Genomic DNA, 24,987 nt, shown 5'->3' with positions numbered 1-24,987 from the left:
GTCAGGCGCGGATGGCCGCACCATCAGGCGCGGGTGACCTCCTCGATGGTGTCGCCGACCTTGCGGTCGCGGCCGGCCTGGGCGATGTTCTGCTCCGAGATGATGCCGACCAGCTGGTGGCCGTCGATGACCGGCAGACGGCGCACCTGGTGCTTGGCCATCGTGGCCATCGCCTCGTCGACCGAGTCGTCGGCGCCGATCGTCACCGGCTTGCCCTGGGCGAGGGAGGAGGCCGTCATCGTCGAGCAGTCGCCGCCCTCGGCGATGCAGCGCACGACGATGTCGCGGTCGGTGAGCATCCCGTGCAGCCTGCCGTCCTCGCCGCAGATCGGCAGTGCGCCGACGTCGAGGTCGCGCATGAGCCGGGCGGCCTCGAGCAGGGTCTGGGTCTCGCGCACGCACTGGGGGTCGCGGGTCATGATGTCTCGAGCTGTCGTCGCCATCGTGATTCCTTTCCTCGTAGGGTGCTGCTCCGACCACGGTAGGCACGCGCCCGTGACCCTGCATCCGGAGCGTCCCGTCCGCCCGGCACGCCGCGGAGTCCGCGCCCACCGTGGTCAGGCCCAGACGGCGCCGGCGAGGAGCAGGCCGAGCCCCGCGGCCACGAGACCTGCGACGACGCTGCCTGTCACGTTGGCCAGGGCGTACAGCCGTGAGCCGTCCTCCACCAGGCGGACCGTCTCGTACCCGAACGTGCTGTAGGTGGTCAGCGCCCCGCAGAACCCCACGCCGACGGCGGCGAGCACCTCCTCGCCCACGCCGCCCGCCCACGCACCACCGACGACCAGGCCGAGCAGGAGTGAGCCCGCGACGTTGACGGCGAGGGTGCCCCACGGCAGCACGGAGGCGGTCCGGGACTGCACCGCCCGGTCGGCGTAGTACCGCAGTGGCGCGCCGACGGCGGCGCCCAGCGCCACGAGCAGTGCGCTCACGCCGGCTCGCCCGCCTCCTCGTGCCCGAAGTGGCGCACCACCTCGACCTCGTCGACGACGGCCACCCCCTCGGACACGACCCCGTCGAGCTGCGGCAGGAACGCGCGGATCTTCTCGGCCTCGTCGATGACCACGACGGCGAGCGGGAGGTCCTCGCTGAGGCTGAGGATGCGGCTGGTGTGGATCTTCTGGAACCGGCCGAACCCCTCCAGCCCGCGGAAGACCGAGGCGCCGGCCAGGCCGGCGTCCCGGGCCCGCCGGACGATCTCGGCGTAGACGGGCCGGTGGTGCCACTGGTCGGACTCACCGACGAGCACGGTCAGGCGCAGGTGCGTCGAGCCTTCTCTCACGGGGTTCCCTTCGTCCGGGTGAGCAGCCGGGTCAGCGCCATGCCGGCCTCGACGGCGAGGAGAGCACCGATCACGGTGCCGATGACGTACACGGCAGCCGTGCCGAGCGCGCCCGAGCCGGCGAGCAGGTGCGCGTCGACGGCGTAGGTGGAGAACGTGGTGTACCCCCCGAGGAGCCCCACGCCGACGAACGGCCGCGCGAGCCGGTGCGGCCGGCCGACGACCTCGGTGAGCAGCACCATGAGCACGCCGATCGCGAGCGAGCCGGAGACGTTGACGAGCAGGGTCGCCCAGGGGAACCCCGCTGCAGGCAGCGCCAGGGCCACCCCGTACCGCGCGAGCGCGCCGAGGGCCCCGCCGGCGGCGATCACCAGCCCGACGTCCGCGGACCGGCCCCGGCCGGCGGCGCGGCGGGCTGCGGCATCGTCCGGCATGGTGTGTCCTCCCTGGTCGGGGCGAGCGTACGCCGGTCCCGGCGGCGCGGGTGCGACGGCGGTGCCAGAGTGGGACGGTGCATCACGACCGGATGGGGACGCTCGTGCTCCTGCGCCACGGGGAGTCCGTGGGCAACGCGCGCGCGATGTTCACCGGGGTCCTGGACGTCGACCTCACCGCCGTGGGCGAGAGCGCCTGCGAGGAGGCCGGCGCCCGCCTGCGGGGCACGGGGTGGACGCCGGACGTCATCATCACCTCCGAGCTCTGGCGCGGCCGGCGCACCGCCGAGCTGGTCCGCCGGGCGCTGGAGGTCGACGTGCCGGTCGAGCGGACCTGGCGGCTGAACGAGCGCAACTACGGCGCCCTGTCGGGTCACCTCAAGGCCGAGGTGGCCCAGCGTCACGGCATCGAGAGCTTCCTGCACTGGCGCCGGTCGTACGAGGGCCGGCCGCCCCCGCTCGACGAGGCCACCCTGCGCACCTGGCGCTCCCTGAGCCCGTTCGACCGGCTGCCCCCGGAGGCCCTGACCGCCACCGAGTCCCTGGCCGACGTCGTCGAGCGGCTGCGGCCCTGGACGAGTGGGCTCACGGCCCGGCTGCGCACCGGCCGGCACGTCCTCGTCGCCGCCCACGGCAACACCCTGCGCGCGCTCGCCGCCATCCTCGACGACCTCACGCCCGACGAGCTGCGGGCGCTCAACCTCCCCAACGCGCGGCCGCTGCTGTACGAGCTCGACGACGACGCCCGCCCCGTGCGCCGCGGGGGGCGGTACCTCGACCCCGACCTCGCCCACGCCGAGGCCCGGGCGATCGCCCTGGAGGGCGGGACCTGAGCGGAGCAACTCGTGGCAAGGCGTGGGGGTCCTGGGCCGGTGGGGGTACTTTCGTGGGAGAACCGGCCCGACGAGCGGAGTGCACGATGACTGAGGTCCCCACCACCGAGATGTCCCCCCTGCCCAAGCGGTCGCGCGGACCGCGGCACGTCGTCGTCATGGGCGTCTCCGGCGGTGGCAAGACCACGCTCGCGATGATGCTCGCGGGCAAGCTCGGCTACGTCTTCGCCGAGGGCGACGAGTTCCACAGCCAGGCCAACCGCGAGAAGATGGGCTCGGGCACGCCGCTCGACGACGACGACCGGGCTCCGTGGCTGCAGTCCATCCAGGACTGGATGACGGCCGAGGCCCGCGCCGGGCACTCCACCGTCGTCACCTGCTCCGCCCTGCGCAAGAGGTACCGCGACGTCCTGCGCGGGGCCGAGGGCCACGCCGTCTTCGTGCACATGGCGCCCCCGGTCGACCTCACCCTCGAGCGGATGAAGGTCCGGGAGGGCCACTACATGCCCCCGAGCCTGCTCACCTCGCAGGTGCAGACCCTCGAGGAGCTCGAGGACGACGAGGCGGGGTTCAAGGTCACCTCCACCGGCGCGCCCACCGAGGTGCTCGCCGCCGTCCTGGCCCAGCTCAAGGACTACTGAGACTGAGGCGCGGCGCACCGCACCCTCAGCCGCGCCAGCGGCGCACCGCGATCGCCACGGCGGCCGCGAGAGCCCCGATCGCCAGGACGAGGACGGCCCAGCCGGGCACGTCGAGCCCGCCGGTGGGGTTGTTCACCTGGTCCCCGCCGGGGTCGTTCCCGCCGTCGCCGCCGCCGTTCCCGACCTTCGCCGCGGCGTCGGCGTCGTCGGCTGGCGCCCCGGGGTCAGCGGGGCCGGCCGCCCGGACGTCGGTGTCGGGACCCTCGACGGTGAACGCCAGGTCGCCGTCGATGCGGTGCCCGTCGGAGGAGACCACCGACCACGTGACGGTGTAGCCCGCGGCGGGCAGCTCCTCCTCGAGGGCCACCGCTGCGACCCGGCCGTCGACCTCCGCGGGTGCCTCCGTGACCGTGGCCCCCGCGGCGTCGGTGAGCACCATGGCCGCGCCGGTGGCGAGGAGGTCCGCGCTGAAGGTCAGGGTGATCTCCCCGGGGGACGACGCGAGCCGGGCGCCGTCGGCGGGGGAGCTCTCCAGGAGCACGTCGTGCGCGAGGGCGGCGGGCGCCGTCGTCAGCGCCAGGACGAGGGCGGTCACAACGGCGAGGACGGCGCGGATCACCGCGTCAGTGTAGGCACGGCGAGCCCCGCTCAGCCGACCCGTCGGGCCACCTGGAAGCCGCCGGCGTCCAGGACGAGCGCGTAGTCGGTGCCCGGGTGCCGCTCCTCCGCGAAGGACGCGGCGTCCGTGATGTCCCGGTCCGGCCAGGTCCGGCGCAGGGTGTCGAGCTGGACGTAGTCCGGTGCCGGGTTGCCCGGGTTCCCCACCCAGTACACCTGGGCGCGCGGGACCAGGTACGCCATGAGGTAGATGTCGGTCTCGACGGTGGCGCCGGCCGGCACCGCCTCGATGGCGGCCATGGCGGCGTCGTGGCGCTCGGGCAGGGCGTAGGTGGCCGGCTCGGCCAGGCGGCCCAGCGGCATGACCGGCGTCATGAGGAGCGTGGTCGCCGTCGTGGCGACGACGCCGAGCGTGGCCCAGCCGCCCGCACCGGTCCCGGGCGGAGCCCGCCGGTCCGCCGGCTCGGTGCGGTCGGGCGGGGCCGGGCCGCCGGCCGTACGGTCCCCGCGCCCGGCGACGACGTCGAGAAGTGCGGCCGCGGCGACGGGCATGAGGACCGCGGAGTAGTGCCAGTCCCAGCCCCAGTAGAACGGGACGTTGCCGACGAAGCGCCAGGCGAGGGTGGGCAGCCAGAGCCACACCAGGGGCGAGGTCGCACCCACCACCCCGGCCGAGCCGACGAGGAGGAGCACGGTCACCCACTTCTCGCCCGGCGTGAGAACCCGCACGAGCAGCGACGCGTCGGCCGCGGGGTCGAGCCGGTCGTAGTAGTCCCAGGTCCCGCCCGGGTTGAGGGCGGGGAGGACGACGCCGATGGCCAGGACGGACCAGGCCACCCCCCACACCAGCACGAGCGCACCCGTGCGGCCCTGCGTCGAGCGCCACACCCGGCGGAGGTGCCCCGTGCCGGGCGACGACTCCGGCCCGGGACGGCCGCGCCCGGCCCGCCACACCATCACCGCGCCGAGCGCGGCGACGGTCAGGCCCAGGTCCTCCTTGACGAGCACGAGCGGCGCCGCCCACAGCGCCGCGGCGCGCCACCGCCCGCGCAGGAACGCGGCCAGCGCGGCGGCGAGCAGCGGGACGGCCAGGGCGATCTCGTGGAACTGCGCCCCGACCGCGCCCTGCAGCCCCCAGCTCAGCCCGTAGGCCACGCCGAGCACCGTGCCCCGGGCCGGCCCCAGCAGCTCGCGGGCCACCGACGTCACGGGTTGCACGGACAGGCCCAGCAGCAGCGCCTGGAGGACGAGGAGCGTCAGGCCGGAGGGGAAGAGCCGGTAGACCGGGCCGAGGACCACCAGCAGGGGGTGGAAGTGGTCCCCGAGCAGGTTGAAGCCCTCGCCCTTGATCGTCACGACCGGGGCCGCCGGCTGGGCGTAGGCCTTGGCGAGCTGGGTGAAGATCCCGAGGTCCCAGGAGGGTGACTCCAGCAGCCGCCACTGCAGGACGGCGAACAGGGTGTAGACCGCCGCCGTGCCCGCCGCCAGGGCCCAGGGCACGACCGTGTCGGCCCGTGCCCGGGTGGTCGTCGGCACGGCGGCGACCACGGTCAGAGGACGTCGCGGCGCTGGAGGACGTGCAGCGCCGCCCACCCCAGCGGCACGCGGCCCCAGAAGGTGAGGAGGCGGTACAGCACGGCCACGGACGCCGCGGTGGCGGCGGGCACGCCGGCCAGCGCCAGCCCGCCGGTCAGGGCCGCCTCGACGGGGCCGATGCCGCCGGGGGACGGGACGACCGAGCCGATGGAGTTGGAGGCGAGGTAGGTGATCGCCAGTGCGGTCAGGGGCAGGCTCTGCCCGAAGGCCGCGAGGGAGAGCCCGAAGGCGGCGACGTAACCGGCGGTGAGGAGCAGGGCCCCGCCGACGCCGACGAGCAGACGCCGCGGGCTGGAGGCGACCCACACCAGGCGGGGCCACACCTGGCGCAGGGTCGGCGCGAGCTTGTGCCACACCCAGGTCCGCAGACGCGGGACGAGCATGAGCGCGCCCAGGGCCACGACGGCGGCGGCGACCGCCCCGAGCACCGCGCCCGAGGGGGCGCTGAGGGTGCCGGCGGAGCCGGTCACCAGGGCGAGCACGACGAGCATGACGATAGTCGTGACGAACTGGGTGACCTGGGTCAGGCCCACGGTGGCGACGGCCAGAGGGGTGCTGACCTTCTTCTTGGTGAGGAAGCGCAGGTTCAGCGCGGTGTACCCGATGCCCGCCGGCGCGACGAGGGCGACGACCGACGCCGAGACCTGGACGAGCGTGGCCTGCCACAGGCCGACCTTCTCCGGGGCGAAGGCCACCAGCGTCAGGCCCGAACCGACGTAGGTGAGGAGCCCGACGGCGAAGGCGGCGAGCATGAGCCACGGGCTCGCCCCCGCGATGGCCGTGGCTACCTCCTCGAAGTTCAGGGTCGAGAGCAGCACCCACAGGGCCACCACGAGCAGGGTGGCGGTGATGACGGTCCTCGCGGAGAACCGGGTCAGCTGCACCGGGGCGACGTCGGCGGTCGGCACCACCTCGATGAGCTCGTCCCGCAGGTCGCCGAGGAGGTCCTTGAGGTTCGCCGCCGCGCCACGGGTCCGGTTCGGCAGGGCGACAGGCTGCAGCAGCGGCGCGATGGAGGCGAGCTGGTCTCGGTTGAGGACCCGTCCCGCGGACGACAGGGCCCGCTCCGTCCCCACGAGGACCGCCACCAGGGCGAGGAGCTGGGCGAGGTCGATGCGCCGGCTCAGCTCGGAGGAGACGATCTCGCCGTTCTCCCAGTCGCGCACCCACACCCGGCGGGCGGGGTCGACCAGCACGGCGGCGGCGTGGAGGTCCCGGTGGGCCAGGCCCGCCGCGTGGGCGGCGCGGACCTGCGCCCACACCTGGTCGAGCATCTCGTCGTCGAGCTCCTCCGGCGCGAGCTGGTCGAGGCGACGGGCGCCGTCGACGTGCTCGGTGACGATGAGGACCGAGTCGCGCGACTCCGTGACGCCGACGAGCTCGGGGACCCGCACACCTGCCGAGCGGGCCGAGAGGGACATGAGGACGGCGCGGTTGGCGGCCTCGCGCAGGTTGGTGGCCGGGCGCCGGTCGAGCCCCCGCATCCGCGCGCTGTCCCAGAGGCTGGCGAGCACGCCGACGACGTGCCGGTCGCCGTCGAGGACCGTGAGGTCGCGCCGCTCCCCGGCAGCGTCCCAGACGGCGTAGACGCGGTGGGCGCTCTCGCCGTCCGGCATGTCGGCCAGGCCCGCGCGGGCGCCGGCGATCGCCTCGTCGGGCTCGGTGAGCGGGTCGGGGACGATGACGTCGCCCTTCTCGCCCTCCCGGTCGACGGCGGCCAGCAGGTCGGCGGGAGTGGTCGGGTGCGGGTGGTGCGGTGTGCGGGCCGGCTCGTCCTGCTCCGCGAGGGGGGCCGCGGTGTGCGTGGACTCGCGCAGCTGCTCGGTGTAGCCGATCGGGGAGGAGGTGGTCACCAGCCACGACCGGGCGGCGGCCTCGCCGGGCAGGTGGTCCACCCGCACCACCGTGACGGCGTCGATCCCCGCCCGGCGCAGCCCGCGGACGAGGGAGAGCCCGGTGGCGCGCTCGTGGAGCACCCCCGAGGCGTACCGCATCGCCAGGCCGGCCACGCGCCCGAGGAGGACCGCCACCAGCGCGCCGGGCAGGGTCTGGTCGCCCTGGACGATCGCCAGGCCCAGCACGATCCACAGCAGCGACCACGACCAGCGCAGGAGCCGGTGGTGGGAGCGGTCGCCCACGGCGGTGAGGAGCCCGGCGAGGCCCGCGGCGTAGGGGTTCATCGCGATGACCCGCGAGCCCTCGCTCGTGATCGTCAGGCCGGAGGAGAGCGGGCTCGGGCCGATCGTGTCGAGGACGAGCAGAGCTCCCTGGGCGAGGAGAGCGGCGACGAGCCCGGTCGCGAGCGCCTCGAGGGCGGAGCGCCAGCTCCGGCGCATCACGCGGTCCACCAGCACCACGATCGGCAGGAAGAACGTGACCAGGCCCTCGAGGACGGTCACGGGCAGGAGCAGGACCTGGCGCAGGACGTTGGCGACGGCGGACTGGACGTCCTCGGTCACCCCCTGGGTGGTGGCGTTGCCGTAGACGGCGAGCAGGAGCACGAAGACGATCGCGAGAACCGCGATGACCAGCGCGAGGAGGTCCGCGGGTCGGCGCACCCGGGTCAGGGGGGCGTCGACGAGGAGCACCTGGCGGCGCGGGGAGGCGTCGTCGGGCCGAGAGGGCGCGGCTGACCCGCTCTCCCCCGGGTGCTGGCTCATGGCTCGGAGTCTACGTGCGGGTCCCCGCCTGACCGGGCAGGTGGGGCGGTCGCCTGTGGCCGTACCCGCCCGGGCCTATCGTGGGTCCGACGGCGCCCTCGGCGTGCTGCGGGCGGCGCGGTCCTGGGGGTGGCCCGGCGCCGGGCTGCTCCTCGTGCAGGGCGTCGGTGGGCTGGGCGCCGGTCTGCTGCTCCTGCTCCAGCCCGCCCTGACCGCGCAGGCGGTGCTCGTGGGGCTCGGGGCCGTGGTCGTCGGCCTGGTCACGGTGGTCCTCACCACCGGACAGTGCGACCTCGCCCGTGTGGGCGTGGTCGGCGGCCGGGGGTGTCGTCGTGGCGGTCTTCGGGGTGGTCCTCATCCTCGTGCCCGCCGCCGTCGTGGGGACGCCGGCGGTGCTCGTGGGGGTCTTCGCGGTCGTCGTCGGTGCCGTGAACGTCGCCGAGGGGCTGCGCCTGCGGCGGCTGTGGGTCGGGCTGCGGCGGTAGGCAGCGCTGCCCCGGTACGCCCCGTCGGGCCGGCGCGCTCGGTTCAGCGTGCTGCCGCGCCGACGGTGGCCTCGGGCCTGGGTGCGGCCGGGACGAGCCGCGCCGCGAGCAGCCGGGCGGCCCGGGCGGTCGCCACGGTCTGGGCGAGGACGAGGGCGGGGAAGGACAGGAGGAGGACGACGGCGAGGACGGTCGTCCCGGCGCCCGCGCCGAACAGGGCCGCCCGGTCCTCCTGGAGCGGGATCACCGCGCTCTGGAAGAGCAGGACGGCGGCCCCCGTCCACAGCAGGACCGCGCCGGTGCGGCGCCGGCCGAGCCCGACGGCGGCCGCGCCGGGGAGCATGGCCAGGACGAAGAGGGCGACGATGGCGAGGCTGCCGCCGAGGGAGAAGCCCGTCTCGGCGCCGCCGACGACGGCGACGAGGCGCATGAGCACGCGCGCGGTGACGCCGGCCAGCACCCCGATCGTGAGGGCGGCGGTGGCACCGGCGAGGGCGCGGAGGGCGGCGGTCATGGGGGCCTCTTCTGCTCGGGCGGCTCGGGGCCCGCCGCCGTCGGCGGGCCGCCACGAAACGGTAGGGCGGCACGACCGGCACCCGACAGGGGGACGGTTGCTCAGAAGCTCGCCCGGGCGTTGCTCAGGACCCGCTGCTGCGCTGCTCCCCGGGTAGACGGTCGGTCGGGCTCCCACGCGCGGTCAACGTCGACGCGCGGTCCATCTCGGCGCACCGTCGATCTCGGTGCACGGTCCACCTCGGCGCACGGTCCACCTCGGGCGTCGGTCGGACCCGTCCTGGTCAGGCCAGTCCGAGGGCGGCGAGCGCGGCGGCCGGGAGCAGGGCGTAGCCGACGAACGCGACCACGTCGATGAGGGTGTGCGCGACGACGAGCGGCATGGTGCGCCGTCGGCGGCGGTAGTACTCGCCGAAGACCACACCCATGACGACGTTGCCCAGCAGCGGGCCGAAGCCCTGGTACAGGTGGTACGCCCCGCGCACGACCGCGCTGGTGGCGACGACGGCGCGCGGCCCCCAGCCCAGCTGCTCGAGCCGCTCGATGAGGTAGCCGGCCACGACGACCTCCTCGAGGAGGGCGTTCTTCAGCGCCGCGAGGACCAGCACGGGCACGGTCCACCAGTGCTCCGCGAGCGCCGAGGCCTGGACCTCCACGGTCACGCCCAGGGCCCGGCCGAGCAGGTACAGGCCGAGGCCCGGCACACCGATGAGGGCGGCGAGGCCCGTGCCCGCGGCGAGGTCGCGCCACGGCCGGGTGCCGTCGAGGCCGATGCGCGCCGTGGCCCGCCGGCCGGGTTCGGACAGGAGGAACAGGGCCAGCGCCACGGGGACGAGGGCGAACCCGATGCCGAGGAGCTGGTAGACGAGGTCGAGGTAGGGCCGTGGCGAGCGGGAGGGGTTCAGGGCGGTGCTCTGCTCGCCGAGCGGCGTGGTGAGGGTGAGCCGGGCGAGGATGTTGACCACCGCGTAGACGGCCGCCTCGCCCAGGGAGAGGCCCAGGACGATGAGGATCTCGGCGCGCAGGCGCCGGCGCGTCGTCGGTGCCGTCGTTGTCGTCGTGTCCACCGCACCAGTCTCGCCGACCGGGCGCCGGGTCACCGAGCGGTGGCCTGCCGGGTGGGGCACGAGATGATGGGCGACATGACCGCACCCGCCATCGCCGCCGTCGTCCTGGACATGGACGGCGTCATCACCGACACCGAGACGCTCTGGGACGAGGTCCGCCGGGGCATGGCCGCCGACGACGGCGTCCCGTGGCCCGCGGGGGCCACCGAGGCGATGATGGGCATGTCCACCGGGGAGTGGTCCACGTTCCTCGCGCGCGAGGTCGGGCTGCGGGGCGAGCCGGGCGAGCTCGCCGCCCGCACGATCGACGGCATGGCCGCCCACTACCGCGCCGGCGTCCCGCTCATGCCCGGCGCGGTCGAGGCGATCCACCGCCTCTCCGCCCGGTGGCCGCTCGGGCTGGCGTCGTCCAGCCCGCGGCGGCTGATCGACACCGTCCTGGCCGAGCTGGGGGTGACCGACCGCTTCGCGGCGACGGTCTCGACCGAGGAGGTCGCGGCCGGCAAGCCCTCCCCGGACGGGTACCTGCGCGCGTGCGAGCTCCTCGGCGTCGAGCCCGCCTCCGCCGTCGCCATCGAGGACTCCTCCAACGGTGTCCGATCGGCGGCCGCGGCGGGGATGCGGGTGATCGCCATCCCCCACGACGCCTACGGCGTCGCGCCGGACGCGCTCGAGCTCGCCGCCGTGCGCCTGGGCAGCCTGGACGAGGTGACGCTCGAGCGGGTGGAGGCGCTCGCCCGGTAGGGCGGGCGCCCCGCACCCCCTCGTCGGCCGGCGGGGCCGCGGCGACCGTGTCAGCCGGCCCGGCCCCGGCGGCTCCGTCAGCCCGCGCGGCGCAGCCGCAGCGAGTTCGTCACGACGATGACCGAGCTCGCCGCCATCGCGGCCCCGGCGATCATCGGGTTGAGCAGGCCGGACGCCGCCAGCGGGATCGCCGCGACGTTGTACGCGAACGCCCAGAACAGGTTCTGCTTGATGATCCGCAGCGTCTTGCGGGAGATGCGGATCGCCGTCGGGGCCGAGCGCAGGTCGCCGCGCACGAGCGTGATGTCGGAGGCCTCGATCGCCGCGTCGGTGCCGGTGCCCATGGCCAGGCCCAGACCCTGCCGGCCCGCCTGGGCGAGTGCGGCGGCGTCGTTGACGCCGTCGCCGACCACCCCGACGACACGGCCCCGGTCCTGCAGGGACCGCACGACGTCGAGCTTGTCCTCGGGGAGGACCTCGGCGATGACGTGCTCGGGCGCGATCCCGACCTCGTCGGCCACCCGCTCGGCCGCGGCGCGGTTGTCGCCGGTGAGGAGGTAGGGGGTGATGCCCAGCTCCTTGATCTGGGCGACGGCCTGCGCCGAGGTGGCCTTGACCTCGTCGCGCAGGACGAGGACCCCGCGGGCCCGGCCCTCCCAGGCGACGACGACCGCGGTCGCGCCGTCGGTCTCGGCGTGGGCGTGGGCGCGGGTGACGTCGTCGTCCGGGCCGGTGCCCGCGACATCCTGCCCGGCGAGCCAGGAGGGACGGCCGACGAGGACGTCGCGGGCGGTGCCGCCGTCGTCCACGGTGGCCGAGACCCCGCGCCCGGCGTGGTTGAAGAAGTCCCGGGCACGCGGCAGGGTGGTGCCGCCCGCGCGGGCCGCCTCCTGCGCGGCGTCAGCGACGGCGCGCGCGATGGGGTGCTCGCTGCCGGCCTCGACCGCCCCGGCCAGGCGCAGGACGTCGGCGCGGGTGCCGTCGGTCCAGCCCGAGCCGTCCGCCGCCGCGGGGGCGAGGACGTCGGCCAGGCGCATGCGTCCCTCGGTCACGGTCCCGGTCTTGTCCAGGACCATCGTGTCGACCCGGCGGGTGGACTCGAGGATCTCGGGTCCCTTGATGACGATGCCGAGCTGGGCGGCGCGGCCGGTGCCCACGAGGAGCGCGGTCGGTGTGGCGAGGCCGAGCGCGCACGGGCAGGCGATGATGAGGACCGCGACGGCGGCGGTGAAGGCCGACTGCAGCGGGTTGCCCAGTGCCAGCCACGTGACGAACGTCGCCACGGCGAGCGTGATGACGATCGGGACGAAGACGGCCGAGATCCGGTCCGCGAGGCGCTGGACGGGGGCCTTGCCGGCCTGCGCCTGGGTGACGAGCCGGGCGATCTGGGCCAGCGTCGTCTCGTCGCCGACCCGGGTGGCGCGCACGAGCAGGCTGCCGGAGGTGTTGACGGTGGCGCCGGTGACGGCGTCGCCGGGGGTCACGTCGACCGGTACCGGCTCACCGGTGAGCAGCGAGGTGTCCAGGGCCGAGGTGCCCTCGACGACGACGCCGTCGGTGGCGACCTTCTCGCCGGGCCGCACCGCGAAGAGATCCCCGGCCACCAGCGCCTCGACGGGCACGCGGGTCTCGGTGCGGTTGCCCGCCGCGTCGAGGCGGACCCTGGCGACGTCCTTCGCACCGAGGGAGAGCAGGGCGCGCAGGGCGTCCCCGGCGCTGCGGCGCGAGCGGGACTCGGCGTAGCGGCCCGCGAGCAGGAACGTCGTGACGACGGCCGCGACCTCGAGGTAGAGCTCGGGCATGTGGGACCGGGGGGCGTCGGCGGCGGGGAACAGCTGGAACTGCATCCGCATGCCGATCTCGCCCGCGCCGCCGAGGGTGATCGCCCACAGCGACCACAGGGTCGCGGCGATGACGCCGAGCGAGACGAGGGTGTCCATCGTCGACGAGCCGTGGCGGCCGGCGCGGAACGCGGCGAGGTGGAACGGCCACGCGCCCCACGTGACCACGGGCAGGGCCAGGGCCAGGACGAGCCACTGCCACCCGGGGAACTGCAGGGCCGGGACCATCGACAGCGCGGCGACCGGGACGGTCAGGACGGCGGAGACGCGCAGGCGGCGCAGCAGGTCCGCCGCGCGCCGCTCGGCGGGGGAGGAGGTGTCGGCGGCCTCGTCGGCGGCCTCGTCGGCGGTGGGGACGGTGGCGTCGCTGCGGCGCTCGTCCGGCCCGGCGGTACCCGGCGTGCCGGACCTGCCGGCCGGGCCGGTGGTGGTCGCGGCGGGCGTCCCGCCACGGACCTTGGTGACACGCCCGCTGTAGCCGGCCGCGGAGATCGCCGCGAGCAGGTCCGCCTCGGGGACGTCCTCGGCGAGGGTGACGTGTGCCGTCTCGGTGGCGAGGTTGACCGTCGCGCTCGCGCCGGGGAGCTTGTTGAGCTTCTTCTCCACCCGCGCGACGCAGGAGGAGCAGGTCATGCCCTCGACGGCCAGGTCCAGCTCACGCAGGAACGTCGGTGCGGCCGGGGCCGCGGACCCGTCAGGTGCACCGGTCGGTGCCGCGGCGGTCGCCACCTTCCGGCGGGTCACGGCGGCGGTGTATCCGGCAGCCTCGACAGCGGCGACGAGATCGGTGTCGGCGACGTCGGACTCGAGCCGCACGTGGGCGGTCTCGGTGGCGAGGTTGACGGTAGCCCGGACGCCCGGGACCTTGTTGAGGCGCTTCTCGACCCGGCTGACGCAGGAGGAGCAGGTCATGCCCTCGACGCTCAGGTCGACCTCGCCGATCGGCTCGATCGGCAGCGGGGTGCGCTCGGTGGCGGTGGTCATGCGGTGCCTTCCCGTTCTCGTGCCGACCGGTGCCGGCGCGGCGGCGCAAGGAGTGCGCCGCTGGTGGTCCGCGGCCGCCGTCGGCGGCCGCGGACGGGGGTGGTGTCAGGCGTCGCGGCGGACGGCGGCGACGGAGTAGCCGGCCTCGTCCACGGCGCCGCGGAGGGCGTCGTCGTCGAGGGTGGAGCCGGAGACGACCGTCACCGGCGAGACCCCGCCGGCGTTGAGGTCGACGGAGACGCTCTTCACGCCCTCGAGGCCCGAGAGCTCGGTGGTGACGGCGTGGACGCAGTGCCCGCAGGTCATGCCCTCGACGTCGATGACGGTGGTGCGCTCGATCTCGGTGGTGCTCATGCTGTGCTCCTCGTGGTGGGTCGTGGGCCCTGCCGCGGTCCGGCAGGGTGCGGTGCGGTGAGTTGCGGTGAGCTTCGGTGCGTCAGGAACGGACGAGACGGGCGATGGCCTCGGCAGCCTCGGTGACCTTCTCCCGGCCCTCCTCGTCCGAGGCCTTGGCGGCGTCGACGACGCAGTGGTTGAGGTGGTCCTCGACCAGCCCGATGCCGACCGCCTGGAGGGCCTTGGTGACCGCCGAGATCTGGGTCAGCACGTCGATGCAGTACACGTCCTCGTCGACCATGCGCGCGATGCCGCGCACCTGGCCCTCGATCCGGCGCAACCGCTTGGCGTACTGGTCCTTCGTGCCGCTGTAGCCGGCCATGGTGGACTCCTCCGGTCGACCCCGCGGGTCGGTCTCGTTCCTGCCTCGGTACGACAGCGTACCCCTAGGGGGTATCGACGTCCACCCGGGACGGTACCTGCCCGGGTATTTCTCGCCAGGACCAAGGTCCTGCGACCGGCCGGAACCGGTGCGTGGCGCCGAGCTCCGCCGCGGCCGATCGTGGACCGGGGGGCGTCCGTCGCTCCGGATGCTTCTTCGACGCGACCGGCCGAAGCATCTGTCAGGCATGTCCGGACGGATTCTTCGGCCAGTGGTGGTCGAGGGTGCACCGGGGGCTGGGTGCGCGTGGGGCGGGCGGGGCGGGAGGGGCGGCGCGGGGCCGGGTCAGGACCGCGGCGTCGCACCGCCGGCCGGATCCGTGGGGCCGGCGTCGTCGGCGCCGGCCGGATCCGTGGGGCCGGCGTCGTCGGCGCCGGGCTGGTCGGTAGCCTGGGCTGCGGCGTCCGCGGCCAGGCGCTCGCGCAGCCAGGCGGGGGTGTGCTCGTCGTCGCGGGGGTAGCGCCGCAGGTCCTCGACGAACTGCCCGGGCTCGAGCGGGCGCCCCCACTTCTGCTCGTTGTTGTAGTCGAGGTTGAGGGAGAGCTTGCCGCTGCGCTCGAGGGTGACCAGGGCGGTGAACCACGTCCCCTTGCCCGGTTCGTACGCCTTGTGCCGCATCTCGGACATGGCGCGGGCGACGTCGCCCGGCAGGCCCGCCAGCGGCACCTCCTTGCCCTCGGCGCCGGTGACGGCGGCCATGACCTCGCCGCGGCTGCCGACCATGCGGCACAGGACCCGTGCGCGGGTCCACCCGGTGGGGGAGACCGAGACGAGCCCCTGGGCGACGCGCTGGAGCTCAGCGGCGAACTTCGACATGGGGTGGTCCGCCTCGGGCGACCCGGGGGCGACCGTGACGACGGGCGTGCCGACGTTGACCCGCGGCGCCGACGCGGTGCGGGCGGGAGCGCCCGCGGGGTCCGCCGGCCCGGCCGAGGAGGCCTGCGCGAGCTGGCCCTCCCGTGCCCAGGCGCGCGGCACGCGCTGGGCGTACACGACGTCGGTGAGAACGGAGAGCGGCACGGTCGTCTCGTAGACCCCGACGTCGACCTTGTCCATCCCCAGCCGCTCGGCGACGTCGGCGTCGTGGGCGAGGGAGGTGACCCGGCACATCTGCTGGCCGTCCTGGTCGGGTCCCTGGTCGACGATCCGGACCGGGATGCCGTGCCAGCGGGCGCTGGCGTGGATCTCGAACAGCTCGGGCACCTCGGCGGCGGCGAGCTGCTTGGCCCAGGTGCCCGCCTTCGTCCGGCTGAACCCGAGCTTCTCGGGGTCCTTCGCGACCGTGACGATCGTGACGACGGTGGGTGCGCCGTCGTCGTCGGTGCGCACGTCCGCCGCGAACGTGCCCAGGGCCAGCTTGGCCACCGGCCCGACGTACTTCGACGGCAGCAGCGCGTGGAAGGAGTCGTCGGAGAGGTGGTTCTGCCACCCGAACGCGACGCCGTGGTACGACCCGATGAGCTCCGGCTCGGCGCCACCGGGGTGGAAGCGCCACAGCCGCGCGCCGGGGGTGAGGCGGGTGTGCTCGAGCCAGGACAGGGGGGCCACGACGTCACCGGTGCCGGCGAACCCGGTGCCGTTGAAGGGCGGGCGCTCCAGGAAGGTGCCGCCCGTGGCCCGTCGCCCGGCCTCGTCCGTGCCGCCGGTGGCCGGGACGAGGACGGCGGTGGGGGCCGTGGGGACGTGCAGGACGTCGATCGGGCGGTCCGGGGAGAAGGGCGTGCCCGCGAACCCGAGTCCGTGGAGGTCGAAGAGCCCCTGCGTGGTGGTGACCTCGGCGACGTCTGCCGCCGGCACGACGTAGCCCGCGACGCGGTCCAGCCCTCGGTCGAGGTAGGCGGCGGACATCTGCGGGGTGACGGCCTTCTGCAGCATGGTGCTCATGAGGTGGGGTATCTCCGGTGGGGGTCGCCTGGTCGACCACGAGCCTAGGTCGTCGGCGCCCGGGCGCCTAAGCCGGCGGCGGCAGCCGGGCGCAGCGCCCGGGCGGCACTACCGTGACCGGCATGCGACTGGGCGTCCTGGACATCGGCTCGAACACCGTGCACCTCCTCATCGTCGACGCCGAGCCGGACGCACGGCCTGCGCCCGCCGTCGACGAGCGCACCACGGTGCGTCTCATGCGCTACCTCGACGACGGCAAGATCACCGACGACGGGGTGGCGGCGCTCGGCGACGCCGTCGCGAGGGCCACCAAGGCCGCCCGCAAGCACGGCGCCGAGGAGATGATGGGGATCGCGACCTCGGCCATCCGCGAGGCGACGAACGGCGCGGAGGTGCTCGCCCACCTCGAGGAGATCGCCGGCGTGCCGCTGCGGGTGCTCTCGGGGCAGCAGGAGGCGGAGCTGACCTTCCTCGCCGCCCGGCGCTGGCACGGCTGGGCCGCCGGGCGCCTCCTCGTCCTCGACATCGGCGGCGGCTCGCTCGAGATCGCCATGGGCATCGACGACAAGCCCGAGTTCGCTGCGTCCGTGCCGCTCGGCGCGGGCCGGCTAACGAAGGAGTTCCTGCGCTCCGACCCGCCCGAGCCCGACGAGATCGACGAGCTGAAGTCCCACATCAAGAAGACCCTCGCCCCGCTCGTGAAGGAGCTGGGGAATCTGCCCTCGCCCGACCGGGTGGTCGCCACCTCCAAGACGTTCCGCTCGCTCGCGCGGCTGGCCGGCCAGCGGTTCGCCGTCGTCGGGTCGCAGGAGCGCCGGCGCATGCAGCTCGCCGACCTCAAGGACTGGACCCCGCGCCTGGCGAAGATCCCCGCCGAGCAGCGGATGGAGCTGCCCGGGATCACCCCCGAGCGGACCTACCAGATCGTCGCCGGCGGGTTCGTGGCCCAGCGGGTGATGAAGGACCTCGGCCTCGAGGAGCTCGAGATCTGCCCGTGGGCGCTGCGCGAGGGTGTGCTGCTGCGGCGCCTGGACCACATGGGCTGAGGGTCCGCTCAGGCCGTGACCCGCACGCTCTCCACGACCTCGGGGTGCTCCTCCACCGGCGGCCGCACCGCACGGGCGGCGGCCACCAGTGCGGCCACCCCGGCCAGGGCCGCGAGCAGGCCGAGCCACGTGCTGCCGCTGACGGCCAGCACGACGTAGCCGGCCAGCGCCGCCGTCGCGGCGGCCAGGGCGTAGGGCAGCTGGGTGAGCACGTGGTCCATGAGGTTGGCCCCCGCGCCGGTCGAGGACAGGATCGTGGTGTCCGAGATCGGGGAGACGTGGTCGCCGACGACGGCGCCGCCCAGGACCGCGGCGAGCGCCGGCAGGAGCAGCTCGGCGCTGCCGACCTCGGTCATGATCTGCCCGGCGATGGGCAGGAGGATGCCGAAGGAGCCCCACGACGTGCCCGTCGCGAACGCCATGAGGGAGGCGACGACGAACATCGTCGGGATGAGGAAGCGGGGCTCGAGCCCCGCGTCGGACACCAGGCCGGCGAGGTACTCGCCGGTGCCGAGCTGCTCGATGAGCGCCACGGTCATCCAGGCCAGGACCAGGATGTACACCGCCGGGAGCATGGACCGCACGCCCTGGACCCAGCCGTCCCGGAACGTGCCCGAGCCGAACCGCTCGTTGCTGCGCGTGTCCTTGGCGTAGTACACCAGCGCCGCACCGAGCCCCAGCAGGCCGCCCACCACGAGCGACTCGGTCACGAGGGTGTTCGCGAAGATCTCGATCAGGTCCCAGGAGCCGGACCGGGTGTGCCCGGTCCAGACGATCGCCCCGACGACGCCCGCCACCAGGGCGACGAACGGCACCACCATGGCGCTGATCGAGCCGGGCCGGTGAACGGGGAGGTCCGCGGACAGCTCGCCCGGGATCGTCTTGGCCGGGTCGAACGGCCGGCCCGCGGCGAGGGCGCGGACCTCCTCACGGCGCATCGGCCCGACGTCGACCCGCAGCACGGCGACGGCGAACACCATGGCGAGGGCGGTCCAGACGTAGTAGTTCATCGGCATCATCGCCACGAAGGCCTGGAACGCCGTGACCTCGCTCATGCCCGCGGCGAGCAGGATCGGCGCGATGATCCCGATGATGCTCGCGCCCCAGCTCGAGAACGGGGCGACCACGCACACCGGCGCCGACGTCGAGTCGATGATGTAGGCGAGCTTCGCCCGGGACACGCGGTTGCGGTCGGTCACCGGCTTGGCCACCTGGCCGACGGCGAGGGCGTTGAAGTAGTCGTCGATGAAGATGACGATGCCGAGGGCGGCGGCGAGCAGCTGCGACCCGCGGCGGGTGGAGACCCGCTCCATCGCCCACCGGCCGAACGCGCGGCTGCCGCCGGACATGAGGATGAAGGCGGCGAGCACGCCGAGGATCAGCAGGAACGCGATGATGTAGACGTTCCAGGTGTTGACGCCGCCGTCGGCCCAGAAGATGCCGGCGAACGACTCGGCGACCAGGCGGAGCGCGCCGGGCACGTCGAGCTCGGCGACGACCAGCGCGGCCGTGACGATCCCGACGCCGAGGCTGAGCAGCACCTTGCGGGTGAGGATGACCATCGTGATGGCCAGCAGGGGTGGAAACACCGGCAGGAACGGCAGGCCCAGGACGGTGTCGGTCATGTGTGGCTCACTTCCGGCCGGTCAGACGGCGTCGTCGCCGCGCTCGCGGCCCGTCTCGCGCCCGGCGCGGCGCTCGATGCGCATCGCCCGCACGCGAGAGACCACAAACCACGCCAGGGCGGCCAGCACGGCGACGATGACGACACGGGAGAACGTGCCGACGTAGGTCTCCACCACGTGCCACTGCTCGCCGAGCCAGTAGCCGGCCAGGATGAGCACGGTGTTCCAGATCAGCGACCCGGCCAGCGTCAGGGCCGTGAACAGGACGAGCGGCATGTGGGTGATGCCGGCCGGGATGGAGATCAGCGACCGGAAGATCGGGATCATCCGGCCGAGGAAGACCGTGCCCTTGCCGTGCCTGTGGAACCAGGCCTCGGTCTTGTCCACGTCCTCGATCTTGACCAGCGGGAGCCAGTTCATGATCGCGCGGGTGCGGTCGCGGCCGAGCAGGGCGCCGATGCCGTAGAGGACCCACGCGCCCACCACCGAGCCGGCCGTGCACCACAGGATCACCTCGAGGAGGCCCAGGGTGCCCTGCGAGGCGGTGAACCCGGCGAGGGGCAGGATGACCTCGCTCGGCAGGGGTGGGAAGAGGTTCTCGAGGCCGATGAGCAGCGCCGCGCCGAAGCCGCCGAGGCTCTCCATGACGCTCACCGCCCAGGCGGCGACGCCCTCGAGGGGTGCGTCGGAGGCGGCAGCGGAGCTCAGCGGCAGGAAGGTCACGGTCCCCAACGGTACGTGGGAGCCGAAGGTCTGTCGTCGGTGCAGAGGTGTGAGGCTGCCCATCGCGGCGAGAAGGTGCGGTGCCACCGAGTGGGTCCCGCCCCACCCGCGGGACGGGCGGAGCGGGACCTGTGCCGGGAGCCGGACAGTGGGAGCGACCACCCGGCTGAGGTCGACTCGCGGGCGAGCGGTCAGCTCGCGGTGTAGCCGCCGTCGGCGAGGTAGTAGCCGCCGGTGAGGAACGACGCGTCGTCGCTGAGCAGGAAGGCGACCAGGTGGGCGACCTCCTCGGCGCGGCCGAGGCGGCCGAGCGCGTGCTTGGCGGCGAGGGCCTCGCGGTGCTCGGCCGGGAGGTTCTCGAGCAGGGGGGTCGCGATGTAGCCGGGGCCGACGGCGTTGATGCGCACGTTCTGGGTCCCGTACTCGACCGCGGCGTTGCGGGTCATCCCCACGACGCCGTGCTTGGCGGTGGTGTAGGCGGTGTTGCCGGGTGCGGCGACCGAGCCGTGGACCGAGGCCATGTTGACGATCGAGCCGCCGCCCGAGGCGAGCATGGCCGGGATCTGGTGCCGCAGCCCGTACAGGACGCCGTTGAGGTTGATGTCGATCACCCGGGCCCAGTCCTCGAGGTCGATCTCCCCTGTCGGCGCAGCCTTGCCGCCGATGCCGGCGTTGTTCACCGCCAGGTCGAGGTGCCCGTAGGCCTCGAGCGCGGTCCGCACGACCTTCTCGGAGTCGGCGGCGACGGCCGTGTCCTGCGCGACCGCGGTGGCCGTCCCGCCGGCCCCGGCGATGCGCGCCACGGTGGCCTCGGCCGCCGCCAGGTTGATGTCGGAGGCGACCACCCGAGCCCCGCCGGCGGCGAGCTCCTCGGCGATGGCGGCGCCGAGGCCCGAGCCTGCGCCGGTGACGATTGCGACCTTGCTGTCGAACGTAGACATTCTCGGACTTCTCTCTCACGCGGGGAACGTCCTGGTGGCGGCCCCATGTTCATGTGTCTGCATGAACGAGGTCGACGCTCGGAGAATTCCCGACGACACCCGGCCGCAGGGGCGGGAGACCGTGGCGGCCTCAGGACACGACCGGCTCGGTGAGCCTTGGATCAGGCGTCGAGGTGGCGCACCAGGCGCTCGGCCAGGCCGGTGTAGGTGCCCGGCTCGAGCGCGAGCAGCCGCGCCTCGACGTCGCCCGGGAGGCCCAGGCCCGCGACGAACTCGCGCATGCCAGGTCCGTCCACGCGGCGCCCGCGGGTGAGGTCCTTGAGCCGCTCGTAGGGGTCCTCCATGCCGGTCGCACCGGCGATCGACGCCGCGCGCATCGCCTGCTGCACCGCCTCGCCGAGCACCTCCCAGTTGCCGTCGAGGTCGCGGGCCAGCGCGTCGCCGTCGACGTCGAGGCCGGCCAGGCCCCGCCGGACGTTGTCGATCGCCAGCAGCGAGTGGCCGAAGGCGGTGCCGATGTTGCGCTGGGTGGAGGAGTCGGTGAGGTCTCGCTGGAGGCGGGAGGTCACCAGGGTCGAGCCGAGGGTGTCGAGCAGCGCGCTGGAGATCTCGAGGTTGGCCTCGGCGTTCTCGAAGCGGATGGGGTTGACCTTGTGCGGCATGGTCGAGGACCCGGTCGAGCCCTGCGCCGAGAGCCGCTGGCGAAAGTACCCCAGCGAGATGTACGTCCACACGTCGGTGGCGAGGTTGTGCAGGACCCGGTTGAACCGGGCGACGTCGGCGTAGAGCTCGGCCTGCCAGTCGTGGGACTCGATCTGGGTGGTCAGGGGGTTCCAGGTCAGCCCGAGGTGCTCGACGAAGGAGCGGGCGACCGCCTCCCAGTCCACGCCCGGGACGGAGACGGCGTGGGCACCGTAGGTGCCGGTGGCGCCGTTGATCTTGCCCAGGTACTCCGCCGACGCGACCCGTCGGAGCTGCCGGCGCAGGCGGTGCGCGAGGACGGCGAGCTCCTTGCCGAGCGTGGTCGGCGTCGCCGGCTGGCCGTGGGTCCGGGAGAGCATGGCGGCGCCGGCGTGCTCGCGGGCCAGGTCGGCGACCTCGTCGACCATGCCCGAGGCCGCGGGCAGCCACACCTCGGTGACCGCGTCCTTGACGGTGAGCGCGTAGGACAGGTTGTTGACGTCCTCGCTCGTGCAGAAGATGTGCACGATCTCGTGCACCCGCGGCAGGACGGTGCCCTCGCCGAGCACGTCCGGCGCGGCGTCGAGGCGGCGCTTGAGGAAGTACTCCACGGCCTTGACGTCGTGGAGCGTCTCCCGCTCGATCTCGGCCAGCTCGGCGATCTCGTCGGCACCGAACGTGGCGACGACGCCGCGCAGGTACGCCTTGTCGCCCTCGCTCAGCCGCGGTGCGCCGGGCAGCACGGCCTCGTCCGTCAGGTGGATGAGCCACTCGACCTCGACGTGCACCCGTGCCCGGTTCAGCGCCGCCTCGGAGAGGTGGTTCGTCAGCGGGGCGACGGCACGGCGGTAGCGGCCGTCGAGGGCGCCGAGGGCGACGTGAGGGGTGAGCGTGGCGAGGTCGACGCGGTCGGTCATGGGCGCCATCATCCCAGCCGATCGTGCCGGGCGTCCGTGACGTCCACCCGCGGGCCGTCGGTCACGTCCGTCGGTCGCGTCCCTCACGTCCGGTCACGTCCGTCGGGGGACCGCGGCCCCTGGCGGGGCGGGTCACCACGGGGGACACTGGTTGCCGCGGCCGGTCGAGGAGGAGGTCGTCGTGCCCACTAGCGTGAGGACACCTGCACGGACGTCGGACGCCCCGCGCGGCGGCACGATGACCGGCGAGGTCGCCGTCCGAAGGCCGCTCGTGGAGGTCTTCGCGTTCGTCGCCGACATGCGGAACGAGCCGAGGTACAACCGGCGGATGGCGTCGGCGGAGAAGGTCACCCCCGGGCCGGTCGGCAGGGGGACGCGCTTCCACCAGCGGATGCGGATGCCCGGCCGGGCCGCGCACATGTGGTCGGAGATCACCGGGTACGACCCGCTGCGGTCGCTGGCCGTGCGGGCGCACCTGAGCTGGATGGACACCTCGGGCGCCCTGACCTTCACCCCGGCCGAGGGTGGCACCCGGCTGAGCTGGGACTGGGACGTCCGCCTCCACGGACGCGCGGCCGCACTGGCGCCCGCGCTCCTCGTCCTCGGCCGGCGCCAGGAGCACGCCACGTGGCGGGCGCTCGCGAGACACCTGGAGCGCCAGAACCGATGGCGCCGGAAGGGCTGGAGACGCCAGAAGCGCCGCTGGCGGTCGCCCGCGGGGCAGTGAGGGCGAGGCCTCCGGCACGAGCCTTGTTCGAGCACTGTTGGCAAACCGGACGTCCCGTTCGACTCGGCGCCATCCGCGTCCGGTCCATGCGCACCCGTCGGCACATCGAACGCGGGCAACCACAGCGAACCCATGCAGCTGCAGCGAACGCCTGCAACCGGAACGAGCACCGCGATCACCAGGGCGAGCAACCCGAGCGGCCAACAGGGACCCAAACAACACCCCCGGGCACGGTGGGCACAGAGCTCTGCGGCGCGGCACGACGCGGTGAAACGGTGACGAGGTGACGCAGTGACGCGGTGACCCGAGGACGCCACCGGCGTGGTGCGCGACCTCGGGCGGCCACGGTCGTGGTGCGCGACGCCAGGACGGCCACCCGCGCCCGTACGCCTCGACGGTAACCCGCGCCCGTGGTGCGCCCGGCCGGTGGGAGCGGCATGCTCGTGGGCGGGACGTCGGGAAGGAGCACGGCATGCCAGACCTCATCGTCGTCCGGCACGGGGAGACGGAGTGGAGCCTCTCCGGTCAGCACACCGGCACCACCGACATCCCGCTCACGGAGCGCGGCGAGCGGCAGGCGCGAGAGCTGCTGGACAACTTCGGCGAGCGCGAGTTCGCCAAGGTGCTCGTCAGCCCGCGCCAGCGGGCACGCCGGACCGCCGAGCTCGCCGGCATCGACGACTTCGAGATCGACGAGGACCTCGTGGAGTGGGACTACGGCGAGCTCGAGGGCGTCACGACCGCCGAGTACAACGAGCGGCGCGAGGCGGAGGGCCGCGGCAGCTGGAACCTGTGGACCGACGGTGCCCCGGGCGGGGAGAGCGCCGAGGACGTCGCGGCCCGGGTCGACCGGGTGATCGCGCGGACCGAGCGGCTGCGCGAGTCCGGCGACGTGCTCGTCGTCGGGCACAGCCACCTCTCCCGCATGCTCGTCGTCCGATGGCTCGGGCTACCCGCCCGGTACGGGGAGAACTTCCTCCTCGACGCCGCCCACTGGGCGGTCCTCGGCCACAAGCGCGGCGCGCCGGTCGTCAAGCACTGGGGCGTGCCGCCCCACGCCTGAGCGTGGCGGCGCCGGGACGGTCGACGGGCGGGATGGCGACGGCGCGGGGACGGTCGACGGGCGGGATGGCGACGGCGCGGGAGCGGTCGACGGCGGACGCGGTCCGTGGTGGAGTGAGCCCATGGCCAAGGCGAAGGCGCCCGCGACCGAGCTCGAGGTCGGCGGCCGCACGGTACGGATCTCCAACCCCGACCGCGTGTACTTCCCGGGCCCCGGGCACACCAAGCTCGACCTCGCGCAGTACTACCTCGCCGTCGGCGACGGCGTGGTCAACGCCCTGCGCGAGCGGCCGTGCATGCTGCACCGCTACCCCGAGGGGATCGAGGGGGAGAAGGTCCACCAGAAGCGGCTGCCGCACGGGGCGCCGCCGTGGGTCGAGACCGTGCGCGTCCACTTCCCCCGCTACGACCGCGACGCCGACGAGCTGTGCGTCACCGAGCTGGCCCAGGTGATCTGGGCGGTCCAGATGTCGACCATCGAGTTCCACCCGTGGAACAGCCGGCGGGCCGACGTCGAGCGGCCGGACGAGTGGCGCATCGACCTCGACCCCGGCGAGGCGTGCGACTTCGCGACCGTCCGGCGGGTGGCGGCCGTCGCCCACGAGGTGCTCGACGAGCTCGGCGCCACCGGGTTCCCCAAGACCACCGGCGGCGACGGTCTGCACGTCTACGTGCGGATCACGCCCGAGCACGGCTTCAGCGACGTGCGCCGCGCGGCGCTGGCCTTCGCGCGCGAGGTCGAGCGGCGCACCCCGGGGGACGCGACCACCACGTGGTGGCGCAAGGACCGCGACCCGGCGAAGGTGTTCGTCGACTTCAACCAGAACGCCCGCGATCACACCATCGCCTGCGCCTACTCGGTGCGGGGCACCCCCGAGGCGACCGTCTCCGCCCCGCTGACGCGA

25 protein-coding genes and 1 pseudogene are annotated in these 24,987 nt (G+C 74.2%); 8 read left to right on the top strand and 18 right to left on the bottom strand.

Annotated features, from left to right (window positions below):
• Window positions 1-23: 23 nt before the first annotated feature.
• The 4 genes from EDD32_RS05390 to EDD32_RS05375 form a co-directional block, all read right to left on the bottom strand.
• Window positions 24-443 carry a CBS domain-containing protein gene (locus tag EDD32_RS05390; RefSeq protein WP_123915514.1) on the bottom strand — a complete coding sequence of 140 codons (420 nt, stop codon included), beginning with the start codon at window positions 441-443 and terminating at the stop codon, window positions 24-26.
• 114 nt (window positions 444-557) lie between these two features.
• Window positions 558-932, bottom strand: a complete 375-nt coding sequence (gene crcB / locus EDD32_RS05385) for a fluoride efflux transporter CrcB (protein ID WP_123915510.1) — start codon at window positions 930-932, stop codon at window positions 558-560.
• Window positions 929-1,282, bottom strand: a complete 354-nt coding sequence (locus EDD32_RS05380; protein WP_123915507.1) for a DUF190 domain-containing protein — start codon at window positions 1,280-1,282, stop codon at window positions 929-931. The genes crcB and EDD32_RS05380 overlap by 4 nt, the downstream gene beginning before the upstream one ends.
• On the bottom strand, window positions 1,279-1,716 hold the full coding sequence (locus EDD32_RS05375; protein ID WP_123915504.1) for a fluoride efflux transporter FluC: 438 nt from the start codon (window positions 1,714-1,716) through the stop codon (window positions 1,279-1,281). Before EDD32_RS05375 ends, EDD32_RS05380 begins: the two co-directional genes overlap by 4 nt.
• 77 nt (window positions 1,717-1,793) lie before the next feature.
• Between EDD32_RS05375 and EDD32_RS05370 the strand changes: the two genes are divergently transcribed.
• Together EDD32_RS05370 and EDD32_RS05365 are read left to right on the top strand one after the other, a co-directional pair.
• A complete protein-coding gene (locus EDD32_RS05370; RefSeq protein ID WP_211338734.1) occupies window positions 1,794-2,549 on the top strand; it encodes a 2,3-bisphosphoglycerate-dependent phosphoglycerate mutase in 756 nt (251 codons plus the stop codon).
• A gap of 86 nt (window positions 2,550-2,635) precedes the next feature.
• Window positions 2,636-3,190, top strand: a complete 555-nt coding sequence (locus EDD32_RS05365) for a gluconokinase (protein ID WP_246005986.1) — start codon at window positions 2,636-2,638, stop codon at window positions 3,188-3,190.
• Between the two features lie 25 nt (window positions 3,191-3,215).
• Here the strand turns inward: EDD32_RS05365 and EDD32_RS18775 are convergent, their stop codons facing one another.
• The 4 genes from EDD32_RS18775 to EDD32_RS05345 are packed head-to-tail and all read right to left on the bottom strand — an operon-like array spanning window position 3,216 to window position 8,422.
• Entirely contained in the window at window positions 3,216-3,809 is a 594-nt protein-coding gene (locus tag EDD32_RS18775) for a copper resistance CopC family protein (RefSeq protein ID WP_170175224.1), read from the bottom strand.
• Between the two features lie 29 nt (window positions 3,810-3,838).
• The gene (locus EDD32_RS05355; protein WP_246005985.1) at window positions 3,839-5,344 is read right to left on the bottom strand and encodes a DUF2079 domain-containing protein; all 1,506 of its coding nucleotides are present in this window, start codon (window positions 5,342-5,344) and stop codon (window positions 3,839-3,841) included.
• Window positions 5,345-5,358: 14 nt separating this feature from the next.
• Entirely contained in the window at window positions 5,359-8,064 is a 2,706-nt protein-coding gene (locus tag EDD32_RS05350) for a lysylphosphatidylglycerol synthase transmembrane domain-containing protein (protein ID WP_123915501.1), read from the bottom strand.
• A gap of 10 nt (window positions 8,065-8,074) precedes the next feature.
• On the bottom strand, window positions 8,075-8,422 hold the full coding sequence (locus tag EDD32_RS05345) for a hypothetical protein (RefSeq protein ID WP_123915498.1): 348 nt from the start codon (window positions 8,420-8,422) through the stop codon (window positions 8,075-8,077).
• Here EDD32_RS05345 and EDD32_RS18770 point away from each other — a divergent pair.
• A complete protein-coding gene (locus tag EDD32_RS18770; RefSeq protein WP_170175223.1) occupies window positions 8,397-8,549 on the top strand; it encodes a hypothetical protein in 153 nt (50 codons plus the stop codon). The genes EDD32_RS05345 and EDD32_RS18770 overlap by 26 nt on opposite strands.
• A 43-nt stretch (window positions 8,550-8,592) precedes the next feature.
• Here EDD32_RS18770 and EDD32_RS05340 read toward each other — a convergent pair whose 3' ends face one another.
• Window positions 8,593-9,063, bottom strand: a complete 471-nt coding sequence (locus tag EDD32_RS05340; protein WP_123915495.1) for a hypothetical protein — start codon at window positions 9,061-9,063, stop codon at window positions 8,593-8,595.
• Between the two features lie 283 nt (window positions 9,064-9,346).
• On the bottom strand, window positions 9,347-10,129 hold the full coding sequence (locus EDD32_RS05335) for a CPBP family intramembrane glutamic endopeptidase (RefSeq protein WP_211338733.1): 783 nt from the start codon (window positions 10,127-10,129) through the stop codon (window positions 9,347-9,349).
• A gap of 75 nt (window positions 10,130-10,204) precedes the next feature.
• Here EDD32_RS05335 and EDD32_RS05330 point away from each other — a divergent pair, with 75 nt between their 5' ends.
• Window positions 10,205-10,873, top strand: coding sequence for an HAD family hydrolase (locus tag EDD32_RS05330; RefSeq protein WP_211338732.1), 669 nt, complete (start codon window positions 10,205-10,207; stop codon window positions 10,871-10,873).
• 77 nt (window positions 10,874-10,950) lie between these two features.
• On the opposite strand, the gene EDD32_RS05325 is transcribed toward EDD32_RS05330, so the two are convergent.
• The 4 genes from EDD32_RS05325 to EDD32_RS05305 form a co-directional block, all read right to left on the bottom strand.
• The gene (locus EDD32_RS05325) at window positions 10,951-13,698 is read right to left on the bottom strand and encodes a heavy metal translocating P-type ATPase (RefSeq protein WP_170175222.1); all 2,748 of its coding nucleotides are present in this window, start codon (window positions 13,696-13,698) and stop codon (window positions 10,951-10,953) included.
• A gap of 105 nt (window positions 13,699-13,803) precedes the next feature.
• A complete protein-coding gene (locus EDD32_RS05315) occupies window positions 13,804-14,052 on the bottom strand; it encodes a heavy-metal-associated domain-containing protein (protein ID WP_123915489.1) in 249 nt (82 codons plus the stop codon).
• An 82-nt stretch (window positions 14,053-14,134) separates the two neighbouring features.
• Window positions 14,135-14,416, bottom strand: coding sequence for a metal-sensitive transcriptional regulator (locus tag EDD32_RS05310; RefSeq protein WP_123915486.1), 282 nt, complete (start codon window positions 14,414-14,416; stop codon window positions 14,135-14,137).
• A gap of 345 nt (window positions 14,417-14,761) precedes the next feature.
• Window positions 14,762-16,360, bottom strand: coding sequence for a hypothetical protein (locus EDD32_RS05305; protein WP_123915483.1), 1,599 nt, complete (start codon window positions 16,358-16,360; stop codon window positions 14,762-14,764).
• A 122-nt stretch (window positions 16,361-16,482) separates the two neighbouring features.
• Here EDD32_RS05305 and EDD32_RS05300 point away from each other — a divergent pair, with 122 nt between their 5' ends.
• A complete protein-coding gene (locus EDD32_RS05300) occupies window positions 16,483-17,406 on the top strand; it encodes a Ppx/GppA family phosphatase (protein ID WP_123915481.1) in 924 nt (307 codons plus the stop codon).
• Window positions 17,407-17,414: 8 nt separating this feature from the next.
• Here the strand turns inward: EDD32_RS05300 and EDD32_RS05295 are convergent, their stop codons facing one another.
• From EDD32_RS05295 to purB, 4 genes are all read right to left on the bottom strand, one after another.
• Window positions 17,415-19,031, bottom strand: coding sequence for a Na+/H+ antiporter NhaC family protein (locus tag EDD32_RS05295; RefSeq protein ID WP_123915479.1), 1,617 nt, complete (start codon window positions 19,029-19,031; stop codon window positions 17,415-17,417).
• Window positions 19,032-19,052: 21 nt separating this feature from the next.
• Window positions 19,053-19,676 carry a DedA family protein gene (locus tag EDD32_RS05290; RefSeq protein ID WP_211338918.1) on the bottom strand — a complete coding sequence of 208 codons (624 nt, stop codon included), beginning with the start codon at window positions 19,674-19,676 and terminating at the stop codon, window positions 19,053-19,055.
• A gap of 269 nt (window positions 19,677-19,945) precedes the next feature.
• Entirely contained in the window at window positions 19,946-20,695 is a 750-nt protein-coding gene (locus EDD32_RS05285; protein ID WP_123915476.1) for an SDR family NAD(P)-dependent oxidoreductase, read from the bottom strand.
• 161 nt (window positions 20,696-20,856) lie between these two features.
• Window positions 20,857-22,293, bottom strand: coding sequence for an adenylosuccinate lyase (gene purB / locus EDD32_RS05280; RefSeq protein ID WP_123915473.1), 1,437 nt, complete (start codon window positions 22,291-22,293; stop codon window positions 20,857-20,859).
• A 181-nt stretch (window positions 22,294-22,474) separates the two neighbouring features.
• Between purB and EDD32_RS05275 the strand changes: the two genes are divergently transcribed.
• The 3 genes and pseudogenes from EDD32_RS05275 to ligD form a co-directional block, all read left to right on the top strand.
• Entirely contained in the window at window positions 22,475-23,020 is a 546-nt protein-coding gene (locus EDD32_RS05275) for an SRPBCC family protein (protein WP_123915470.1), read from the top strand.
• A gap of 472 nt (window positions 23,021-23,492) precedes the next feature.
• Window positions 23,493-24,083 carry a histidine phosphatase family protein gene (locus EDD32_RS05270; protein WP_123915467.1) on the top strand — a complete coding sequence of 197 codons (591 nt, stop codon included), beginning with the start codon at window positions 23,493-23,495 and terminating at the stop codon, window positions 24,081-24,083.
• A 121-nt stretch (window positions 24,084-24,204) separates the two neighbouring features.
• Window positions 24,205-24,984 (top strand): annotated as a pseudogene (gene ligD / locus EDD32_RS05260) (non-homologous end-joining DNA ligase); the annotation flags it as partial.
• Window positions 24,985-24,987 lie beyond the last annotated feature (3 nt).

This window comes from Georgenia muralis, from assembly GCF_003814705.1.
Classification (GTDB): Bacteria; Actinomycetota; Actinomycetes; order Actinomycetales; family Actinomycetaceae; genus Georgenia; species Georgenia muralis.
This window is presented reverse-complemented; position numbering and strand designations above follow the sequence as displayed.

Coding starts and splice junctions, on each gene's coding strand:
- EDD32_RS05295 (WP_123915479.1), bottom strand. CDS start 19,031: ATGACCGACACCGTCCTGGGCCTGCCGTTCCTGCCGGTGTTTCCACCC.
- EDD32_RS05285 (WP_123915476.1), bottom strand. CDS start 20,695: ATGTCTACGTTCGACAGCAAGGTCGCAATCGTCACCGGCGCAGGCTCG.
- EDD32_RS05310 (WP_123915486.1), bottom strand. CDS start 14,416: ATGGCCGGCTACAGCGGCACGAAGGACCAGTACGCCAAGCGGTTGCGC.
- EDD32_RS05350 (WP_123915501.1), bottom strand. CDS start 8,064: ATGAGCCAGCACCCGGGGGAGAGCGGGTCAGCCGCGCCCTCTCGGCCC.
- EDD32_RS05365 (WP_246005986.1), top strand. CDS start 2,636: ATGACTGAGGTCCCCACCACCGAGATGTCCCCCCTGCCCAAGCGGTCG.
- EDD32_RS05375 (WP_123915504.1), bottom strand. CDS start 1,716: ATGCCGGACGATGCCGCAGCCCGCCGCGCCGCCGGCCGGGGCCGGTCC.
- purB (WP_123915473.1), bottom strand. CDS start 22,293: ATGACCGACCGCGTCGACCTCGCCACGCTCACCCCTCACGTCGCCCTC.
- EDD32_RS05305 (WP_123915483.1), bottom strand. CDS start 16,360: ATGAGCACCATGCTGCAGAAGGCCGTCACCCCGCAGATGTCCGCCGCC.
- EDD32_RS05390 (WP_123915514.1), bottom strand. CDS start 443: ATGGCGACGACAGCTCGAGACATCATGACCCGCGACCCCCAGTGCGTG.
- EDD32_RS05340 (WP_123915495.1), bottom strand. CDS start 9,063: ATGACCGCCGCCCTCCGCGCCCTCGCCGGTGCCACCGCCGCCCTCACG.
- EDD32_RS05325 (WP_170175222.1), bottom strand. CDS start 13,698: ATGACCACCGCCACCGAGCGCACCCCGCTGCCGATCGAGCCGATCGGC.
- EDD32_RS05345 (WP_123915498.1), bottom strand. CDS start 8,422: ATGAGGACCACCCCGAAGACCGCCACGACGACACCCCCGGCCGCCGAC.
- EDD32_RS05330 (WP_211338732.1), top strand. CDS start 10,205: ATGACCGCACCCGCCATCGCCGCCGTCGTCCTGGACATGGACGGCGTC.
- EDD32_RS05270 (WP_123915467.1), top strand. CDS start 23,493: ATGCCAGACCTCATCGTCGTCCGGCACGGGGAGACGGAGTGGAGCCTC.
- EDD32_RS05290 (WP_211338918.1), bottom strand. CDS start 19,676: ATGGAGAGCCTCGGCGGCTTCGGCGCGGCGCTGCTCATCGGCCTCGAG.
- EDD32_RS05315 (WP_123915489.1), bottom strand. CDS start 14,052: ATGAGCACCACCGAGATCGAGCGCACCACCGTCATCGACGTCGAGGGC.
- EDD32_RS05300 (WP_123915481.1), top strand. CDS start 16,483: ATGCGACTGGGCGTCCTGGACATCGGCTCGAACACCGTGCACCTCCTC.